This is a genomic window from Kitasatospora phosalacinea (assembly GCF_000717185.1).
In the GTDB taxonomy this organism is placed as follows: domain Bacteria; phylum Actinomycetota; class Actinomycetes; order Streptomycetales; family Streptomycetaceae; genus Kitasatospora; species Kitasatospora phosalacinea_A.
In genome coordinates this window covers 1-2,258 of record NZ_JNYE01000216.1, presented here as the reverse complement: position 1 = coordinate 2,258, position 2,258 = coordinate 1, and the positions used below count along the sequence as shown (strand labels likewise).

Annotated in this window: 1 protein-coding gene and 2 pseudogenes; 1 reads left to right on the top strand and 2 read right to left on the bottom strand. The window is 68.3% G+C overall.

Annotated features, from left to right (window positions below; genetic code table 11):
- Positions 1 to 669 precede the first annotated feature (669 nt).
- Together OO57_RS46560 and OO57_RS47540 are read right to left on the bottom strand one after the other, a co-directional pair.
- Positions 670 to 1,554 (bottom strand): annotated as a pseudogene (locus tag OO57_RS46560) (IS630 family transposase); the annotation flags it as partial.
- A pseudogene (locus OO57_RS47540) lies at positions 1,488 to 1,640 on the bottom strand (helix-turn-helix domain-containing protein); the annotation flags it as partial. The pseudogenes OO57_RS46560 and OO57_RS47540, both read right to left, overlap by 67 nt.
- 155 nt (positions 1,641 to 1,795) lie before the next feature.
- Here OO57_RS47540 and OO57_RS37590 point away from each other — a divergent pair.
- Positions 1,796 to 2,125 (top strand): hypothetical protein, encoded by a 330-nt coding sequence (locus OO57_RS37590; RefSeq protein ID WP_033257391.1) that lies wholly within the window; start codon positions 1,796 to 1,798, stop codon positions 2,123 to 2,125.
- The last annotated feature ends 133 nt before the right edge of the window (positions 2,126 to 2,258 follow it).

Genomic DNA, 2,258 nt, shown 5'->3' with positions numbered 1-2,258 from the left:
TCGGGGTACTTACGTGGTGCTGGCACTGCAGGTGGTTCTCCTTACGCCTGGATCGTAACCCAGGCTTCAAGGACTCCACGAAGATCAGTGCAGCTCAAGCTCGTACGGGACGTCGAGCATGGCACGATACGGGACCAAGCGAGGCTCCTCGGTCAGAGCGTGGTGCGTAGAGAACACCAACGCAACGACCAGGAGCCTCGCCTGTTACCCGACCACCGCTGACCAGCCATTTCACCCTTCCCAGACAGGATGAAAGAGGCTCAATGAGCCCTTTCAAGTGCGACCCGAACGAGTGCTGAACCGACTGCCGTTGACGGGCGTTTAACCTGCCGGATCTCGTCAACAAGCGCGCCCCTGTACGCCCGCGCTATCACCTGATCGGTGGCCGAGTTGAAAGGGCTCAATGATCATGCCGTGACGCCCGGCGGAGCAGGACGACATGGTCCGCAACGAGGCCCTGCCCAGCACCTGGTACCGGGCAGGGCCTCATTCGCGGAAGCGGAACGAGGCTGTTGGCCATCTTCGACCGCACCGGCTGCCGCCACCTGGAGCAGGGAGAGCCTCGGCTCGCTCTCGGCGGCAGAATCTCGGCTCGGTGCCCAGCGGTGCGGAGCCCCTCGCCCGAACCACGCTAGTGCTGCTCCGCGGAAGTTCGTGGAGGGGTGTTGATCAGGCTGCCTTGAGCGGGATGCCCTCGTAGGTCCAGCGGTAGGGCTTGGCGGTCTCGTTGTGGCCGATCGCGTAGGCCTTCAGCTTCTCGATCAGGTCGTCGCGGCTCGCGAAGTCGCCATGCCGCACGACCCGGCGGGTCAGGGCGGAGAAGAACAGTTCGATCTGGTTGAGCCACGAGGTGTGCGGCGGCGTCCACCGGACGTGCCAGCGCGGGTGGGCGGCCAGCCACGCCCTGGTGTGTCCGGCGGTGTGGGACGAGCCGTTGTCGAGGACGACGTGGATCTCCTTGTTCGGTGCGATCGCCCGGTCGAGCAGGTCCAGGAAGGCCGTGAAGGTCACCGCGTCGTTGCGGGCGATCACCTCGGTGAGGACCTCGCCGGTGCGAACGTCGAGCGCGGCCACGAGGGAAGCCGTGCCGTGGCGCCGGTACTCGAACTCCTGCCTGACCGGCTCGCCGGGGCGTGCGCAACGCCCGGGATAACGGCGCGAGCGGGCCGCGATCGCGGTCTTCTCGTCGATCGAGAGCACCACCGCGCCCTCGGGCGGATTCAGGTAGAGGGCGCATACCTCGGCGGCCTGCCGCCAGAAGCCGGGAGTGTCCCGGCGGGTGAGCCAGCCGCGGACCTTGTGCGGCTTCAGGTCCAGGCCGGCCAGGATCCTGCCGACCTGGGAGGCGGAGACCGGCGCGAAGCACGTGCCGGCCACCCGCCGGGCGATGGCGCGGTGCGACCAGGTCGACTCCGGATGCGGCGGCGCGCTGGTGGCAGTGGCCACGATCGCCATGCGGACCTCGGGCCCGTAGGCCCTCGGCCGGCCCGGGCGTTCGGCGTCCCGCAGCCGCCCAGCCCCAGGACGGCGAACCGGCCCCGCCACTTGCGCACCGTATTCACGCTGACATCCAGCTCCCGGGCGATGGCGCCATTGGCGAGCCCGTCCGCCGCCGCGAGCACGATGCGGGCTCGCAGCACCGCCCGTACTTCGGACTTCGCCGAAGCCGCCGTCCTGTCCAACCGCTCGCGGACCTCCGCCTCCAGCACCACCACGACCGCCGTCCCCGCCCGTCGACCACCACGCACGGCCACCGATCATGGCGGGTCGCCGCCCCGCCCGGCAGGATGAGCCCGTGCCGAAGAACCCGCCGGAATCGATGCAGCACCACCTGTGCCAGAGCCTGAACCGCCACGCCCGCGAACGCTGGCCCCACGTGGACGCCGTCACGGTCCGCTTCCGTGCCGGATTCGCTTACGTGGCCGCCGAGCTGCCTGGCGGCCAGAACCTCCCACTGTGCCGCCTGCGCTTCACCGGCGTACTCCACACCTGGGGTTTCTCGCTCTACCTGGCCAGCAACGACGGCTACCGCGACAACTTCCTGCCCAGCGGGCTACCGTCCGGCTCCCCAGAAGAAGCCCTCGACTGCGCGGGCGGCCTCTATCTCAACGGACTGGCCATCTGATCAACACCCCTCCACGAACTTCCGCGGAGCAGCACTAGGTGTACTGACCACGGAGGTTGGTGACGGGGTTCACGGTGTGGTGATCTTGAAATGAGTGAGGGCCTTCTGGCTCGGTGTGGATTGCGACATCTGC